This window comes from Brevundimonas sp., assembly GCF_036399195.1.
Classification (GTDB): Bacteria; Pseudomonadota; Alphaproteobacteria; order Caulobacterales; family Caulobacteraceae; genus Brevundimonas.
In genome coordinates this window covers 1-5,553 of record NZ_DASWNO010000245.1, presented here as the reverse complement: position 1 = coordinate 5,553, position 5,553 = coordinate 1, and the positions used below count along the sequence as shown (strand labels likewise).

General features: G+C 71.2%; 7 protein-coding genes. 2 read left to right on the top strand and 5 right to left on the bottom strand.

What is annotated here, in order from left to right:
• Positions 1-41: 41 nt before the first annotated feature.
• Positions 42-791, top strand: a complete 750-nt coding sequence (gene dapB, locus VGB60_RS10840; RefSeq protein WP_331038274.1) for a 4-hydroxy-tetrahydrodipicolinate reductase — start codon at positions 42-44, stop codon at positions 789-791.
• Positions 792-846: 55 nt separating this feature from the next.
• Here the strand turns inward: dapB and dut are convergent, their stop codons facing one another.
• Together dut and coaBC are read right to left on the bottom strand one after the other, a co-directional pair.
• The gene (dut, locus tag VGB60_RS10835) at positions 847-1,296 is read right to left on the bottom strand and encodes a dUTP diphosphatase (protein ID WP_331038273.1); all 450 of its coding nucleotides are present in this window, start codon (positions 1,294-1,296) and stop codon (positions 847-849) included.
• Between the two features lie 11 nt (positions 1,297-1,307).
• Complete coding sequence (gene coaBC, locus VGB60_RS10830; protein ID WP_331038272.1) at positions 1,308-2,531, bottom strand: bifunctional phosphopantothenoylcysteine decarboxylase/phosphopantothenate--cysteine ligase CoaBC; 1,224 nt, start codon at positions 2,529-2,531, stop codon at positions 1,308-1,310.
• A 122-nt stretch (positions 2,532-2,653) separates the two neighbouring features.
• On the opposite strand from coaBC, the gene VGB60_RS10825 reads away from it, so the two are divergent.
• A complete protein-coding gene (locus VGB60_RS10825; RefSeq protein WP_331038271.1) occupies positions 2,654-3,136 on the top strand; it encodes an S-type pyocin family protein in 483 nt (160 codons plus the stop codon).
• An 18-nt stretch (positions 3,137-3,154) separates the two neighbouring features.
• Here VGB60_RS10825 and VGB60_RS10820 read toward each other — a convergent pair whose 3' ends face one another.
• The 3 genes from VGB60_RS10820 to ybeY all read right to left on the bottom strand — a co-directional run.
• Entirely contained in the window at positions 3,155-3,571 is a 417-nt protein-coding gene (locus VGB60_RS10820; RefSeq protein WP_331038270.1) for a helix-turn-helix domain-containing protein, read from the bottom strand.
• Between the two features lie 159 nt (positions 3,572-3,730).
• Positions 3,731-5,332, bottom strand: coding sequence for an apolipoprotein N-acyltransferase (gene lnt / locus VGB60_RS10815; RefSeq protein ID WP_331038269.1), 1,602 nt, complete (start codon positions 5,330-5,332; stop codon positions 3,731-3,733).
• On the bottom strand, positions 5,329-5,553 hold a 225-nt coding region (gene ybeY / locus VGB60_RS10810; protein ID WP_331038268.1), incomplete at its 5' end, for an rRNA maturation RNase YbeY. The genes ybeY and lnt, both read right to left, overlap by 4 nt.

Sequence of the window (5,553 nt, the reverse complement as noted above, 5' to 3'; positions counted from 1 at the left end):
AAAACCCGTCACACTGCCGCCGAGCTGTTCGGGGGTCTGATTTGAGCGCCATCTTCCACGCCGGCATCTCCGGCGCCCGGGGCCGGATGGGCCGCACCGTCTCGGCCGTGCTGGACGCGCGGGACGACGTGGTGGTCTCGGCCCGCTTCGACCGGGGCGAGACGCCGGACCTGTCGCTGTGCGACGTGATCATCGACTTCTCGACCCCGGACGCCTCGGTGGAACTGGCCCGGGCCTGCGCCGGGCGGGGCGGTCCCGCCCTGGTCATCGGATCGACCGGCTTCACGCCCGATCAGGACGCGGAGATCGTCGCCGCATCCGACAAGGTCGCCATCGTCCGCAGCGGCAATTTCTCGCTGGGCGTCAACATCCTGATCGGCCTGGTCGAACACGCCGCCCAGCGGCTGGACGCGCGCGACTGGGATGTCGAGGTGCTGGAGGCGCACCACCGCAAGAAGGCCGACGCCCCCTCGGGCACCGCCCTGATGCTCGGCGAGGCCGTCGCCGCGGGGCGGGGACAGGATCTGTCGGAGGTCCGACGTGAGCCGTGGAACGGCCTGACCGGGCCGCGCGAGCCGGGCGGCATAGGCTTTGCCTCGCTGCGCGCGGGCGGGATCATCGGCGAGCACACCGTGCTGTTCGGATCCGAGGACGAGACCGTGACCCTCAGCCATTCGGCCATCGACCGTTCGCTGTTCGCGCGCGGCGCCGTGGCCGCCGCCGCCTGGGTCCGCAGCCGCCCGCCGGGTCTCTACGACATGCAGGACGTGCTGGGGTTCCGGCAGGCGTGAGATCTTTAGTGCGCTAACGCTCGCGACGCGGTCGCTCGCTGCTTGAGCGCGGGTGCTACCGCCCCGTCGAGCCGAAGCCGCCGGGGCCGCGGGCGGTTTCGTCCAGCGCCTCGACCTCGATCAACACCGCCTGTTCGTGGCGGGCGATGACCATCTGGGCGATGCGTTCGCCGCGGCGGATGACGAACGGCTCCTGCCCGTGGTTGATCAGGATCACCCCGACCTCGCCGCGGTAGTCGCTGTCGATGGTGCCCGGCGAGTTCAGGCAGGTGATTCCGTGCTTCAGCGCCAGCCCGGAGCGCGGGCGCACCTGCGCCTCGTAGCCCGGCTCCAGCGCGATCTTCAGACCGGTGGGCGCCAGCGCCCGGCCGCCTGGCGCCAGCGTCAGGGGGGCGTCTTCGGGAACCGCCGCGCGCAGATCCATCCCGGCGGAGCCGTCAGTCTCGTAGGCGGGAAGCGGCAGGTCGCCGGCGTGGGTCAGGCGTTCAATGCGGATCGTGGTCATGCTCGGGCGCCTCAGGCGAAATGATCGGCGATGCGGGCGGCCAGCTTGCGCGCCACCTCGGTCTTGGACTGGCGCGGCCAGGTTTCGGCGGCGCCGTCGCGGGTGAACAGAGTCACGGCGTTGCCGTCGGCGCCGAAGACATCGTCGGACACGTCATTGCCGACGATCCAGTCGCAGCCCTTGCGCGACAGCTTGGCCCGGGCGTTGGCCTCCAGGTCGGTGGTCTCGGCGGCGAAGCCGATCACCAGCCGGGGGCGTCGGGGGCCGGGCGCGGACACGCCCGCGAGGATGTCGGGGTTCTCGATCAGGGCCAAGGAGGGCGGGCCGCCAGGGGCCTTCTTGATCTTGCCCGAGGCGACGCCGTCGACACGCCAGTCGGCTACGGCGGCGCTCATGACCGCAACGTCCGCCGGCAGGGCCGCGTCCACGGCGGCTTTCATGTCATTCGCCGTCTCGGCCCAGACCCGCTCCACGCCCGCGGGTGCGGGCAGGGCCACGGGGCCGGACACCAGGGTCACCTCGGCTCCGAGCCGGGCCAGGGCTTCGGCGATCGCATAGCCCTGCTTGCCGCTGGAGCGGTTGGTCAGGCCGCGCACCGGATCGATCGGCTCAAAGGTCGGCCCGGCGGTGACGACCGCGCGGCGTCCCGCCAGGGGCCTTCCATCCGGGCCGGCCAGCAGCCCCTCGATCGCGGACAGGATGGCGGACGGCTCCGCCATCCGGCCGAGGCCGAATTCGCCGCAGGCCATCTCCCCCTCATCCGGCCCGACCATCGCGGCGCCGTGAAACCCTTGGAAGCCCGTCAGCCGCGCCACATTGGCCTGAACCGCCGGATGCTCCCACATCCGCACGTTCATCGCCGGGGCCAGCAGCACCCGCTTGTCGGTGGCCAGCAGGGTCGTCGAGGCGAGGTCGTCGGCCAGGCCGTTGGCCGCCTTGGCGATCAGCCCCGCCGTCGCCGGCGCGACCACGACCAGATCGGCCCAGCGCGACAGCTCTATATGGCCCATGGCGGTCTCGTCCTCGGGCATGAACAGCGCCTGCCGGACCGGATGGCCGGTCAGGGCCGCCAGCGACATCGGCGTGACGAACTCAGCCCCCGCGGGCGTCAGCACGCTCATGACCTCGGCGCCGGCCTTCTTCAGCAGCCGCGCCAGCTCCAGCGACTTGTAGGCCGCGATGCCGCCGCCCACGATCAGCAGGATCTTTCGTCCGGACAGGGCGGCGGTGCTCATGGCCGTCATCTAGCCATCGGCGGCCGATGCGTCGAGAGCGGGACCCCGTAAGCGGAACGTTGCGTGAACGAATGACCTGTGGTTATGCTCGGGCTGAACACGCAACCATGGGAGGATGGGCGATGATCAGGATGTGGATGACGGGAGCGGCGGCCAGCCTTTGCCTTGCGGCCTGCGGCAACGGCGATTCCGCCGTCGAGACCCGCGATCGGACGGCCGAGGCGGTCACACCGGCGGCGGCAGAGGCCGCGACTCCGAGCGTCGAGGCGGCGCCGGCATTGACCGCCAACCGGCAGGAGACTGTCGACGCCAAGGTCGCCCGGCTGTTCGAACGGAACGGCGCGGACTTCGGCGCGCGCACGGCGGAGGACTATCTGGAGCGGGTCGAGGCCTTCACCCGCCAGCCGCCGGCCGGCACCGAGCGGGTCGAGAGGCCGAACGGCGACGTGCTGCTGTATCAGGCCTCGACCAACACCTTCGCCGTCGTTTCTCGCGACGGCGTCCCCAAGACCATGTTCAAGCCGCGCGACGGCGCGACCTATTGGGCGGAACAGAAGGAACGGGCCCCGACCTTCGGCCAGCGCCGCGAGGCGGCCGCGGAATAGGCGGTTTGGCGGACGGGCTCAGGCCTCGTCCGTCTCCTTGCGGTCGGCCATGTCGCGGATCAGCTCCAGCGCCAGCTTCTGCTGCCGGGTGGACAGCTGCGGCGCGAGCCGTCCGATCTCGATGGTGTAGCGGGTGGCGGGGAAATCGTTGTCGAAGTCCGCCCCGCCCTCGGCCATGCCGGCGATCTGCGCGCCCGTCAGGCCCTCGAAGAAATAGCCGATATCGACCTTGAAGAACCGGGCGATGTCCCAGAGCTTCGACGCCGAGATGCGGTTGGCGCCCTTTTCGTATTTCTGAATTTGCTGGAAGGTCAGGCCCAGGGCCCGCCCGAGGTCGCTTTGATTGTAACCGAGCGCAAGCCGCTTCTCGCAGACGCGCCGACCCACATGCCGGTCCACGGGATGAGGTCCGTCCTCGCCCTTGCCCCTCGCCATCGTCGTCCATCCTTAGGATTGGTGCCGTAAAGCCTGAATGCGCCCGGCTGCGCCCTCTGTCATTAAAAATTGCACGAATGCACGCCTGCGGCCGGCGTCGGCTGCTTGACACAGGCCGGCTTTCGCGCATGAGGCGAAAACCGGTCGGTCTCAACGGGTCTAGGCCGCGCGCCGGAAGCGCCGCCACGGCGACCCCGCGGCCAGACCGCCGAGAACCGCCAGCCAGAACAGCAGGTCGCCGACCCGGCCGTAGAGGGTCGCACCGGTCGGTCGCGGCAGGGGCGCGTCGATCACGCCGCTCTCGCCGGGGTCCAGCCGCTGGCCGTCGATCACCCGGCCCCAAGGATCGATGATCGCCGACACCCCCGTGGGGGTCGATCGGACCACCGGCAGGCCCGTCTCGATGGCGCGGTAGCTGGCGAGGTTGAGGTGCTGCTGCGGTCCCGACGTGCGTCCGAACCAGGCGTCGTTGGAGATGTTGACGATCCAGCCGGGGCGGCCGGCGCCGCCGGGGGTGAAGCCGGGGTACAGGCTCTCGTAGCAGATCAGCGGCTGCGCCCTCGGCGCGCCGGGGATGTCGATCGGCGCGGGCAGCGGTCCGGCGCTGAAGTCGCTCGGCATGTGGGTCAGGCTGCGCACGCCCAGGGTCTCCAGCAGACCGGCCGCGGGCAGGTATTCGCCGAACGGCACCAGCCGATATTTGTCGTAGACGCCGGCGACCCGCAGGCCGTCGCCGCCTTCGTCGCTCAACACCATGAGGCTGTTGTAGTAGCGCCCGCCGTCGGGAGCGGCCGGGTCGGGCACGCCGCGGCCGATGCCCATGATCAGACTCTGGCCCGGCTGAACCGCGGCGGAGATGGCGGCGGCGTCGGGCGAGCCGGGCGCGAACACCTGATTGGCGGACGCGGGCAGGGAGCCCTCCGGCCAGATGATCAGGTCGGGCGTCAGCGCCCCCGGCTGCGCCGTCAGCCGCACGTAGCGGTCGACGATGCCGCGATAGGCCTCCGGCGTCCATTTGGATTCCTGCGGCACGTCGGCCTGGACGATCCGGACCACCGTATCGGTCAGCTCCAGCCGCGCCTGCGACAGCCGCATCGCGCCGCCCGCGACCAGCAGGGCGACCGCGACCGCGCCCGCGACCGCCACGCCGATCCGCGCCCGCCTCGATCCGGCGCCCAGCAGGGGGCCGAAAGCGGCGGCGGCGGCGATGGTGACGAAGCTCAGGCCGTAGGTCCCGCCCACGGCCGCGAACTGCGACGCCGCCGAGCCGGCCTTCCAGCTGGCGCCGGCCGGATTCCACGGGAAGCCGGTCAGCACATGGCCGCGCAGCCATTCCAGCAGGCAGAACAGGGCGGCGAAGGCCAGAACCCGCAGCACGCCAGCCGGCGCGAGCCAGCGGTACAGCGCCGCAGCCGTCCCCCAGAACAGGCCCAGGCCGATCGGCAGCAGGCTGGCGGCGAACGGCGCCATCCAGGCCTGCGCCGGATTGACGAGGAAGGCCTCGGCCACCCACCAGCAGCTGATGAAGAAGTAGGCGAAGCCCGCCAGCCAGCCCATCCAGAAGCCGCCGCGCACCCCCGCCGAGCGCTCCGCGAGGATCATCAGCAGGGCGTAGCCGAGCAGGCCCGGCAGGACGCCGAACGGCGGGTGGGCCAGGGCGGCCCCGGCCCCGGCGAGCAGGGCGAGCGCGACCCGGCCGAAGCGGGAATCCCACACCGGCCTGGCTAAGGCCGGCTTTGTCGAGATCGTGGTGTCGGTCATTCGGCCCGATATGGGTCCGCAACGCCCAGACTGGCAAGGACGGCGCGCTCTTCCGCCTCCATCGCCTCGGCGTCGCCGTCGTCATCATGGTCGCGGCCCAGCAGGTGCAGGACGCCGTGGACGGTCAGGTGGCTGAGATGATCGGCCAGACTCTTGCCCTGCTGCTCCGCCTCGGCCGCGCAGGTCTCGTACGCCAGCACCAGATCGCCGAGATGGCGCGG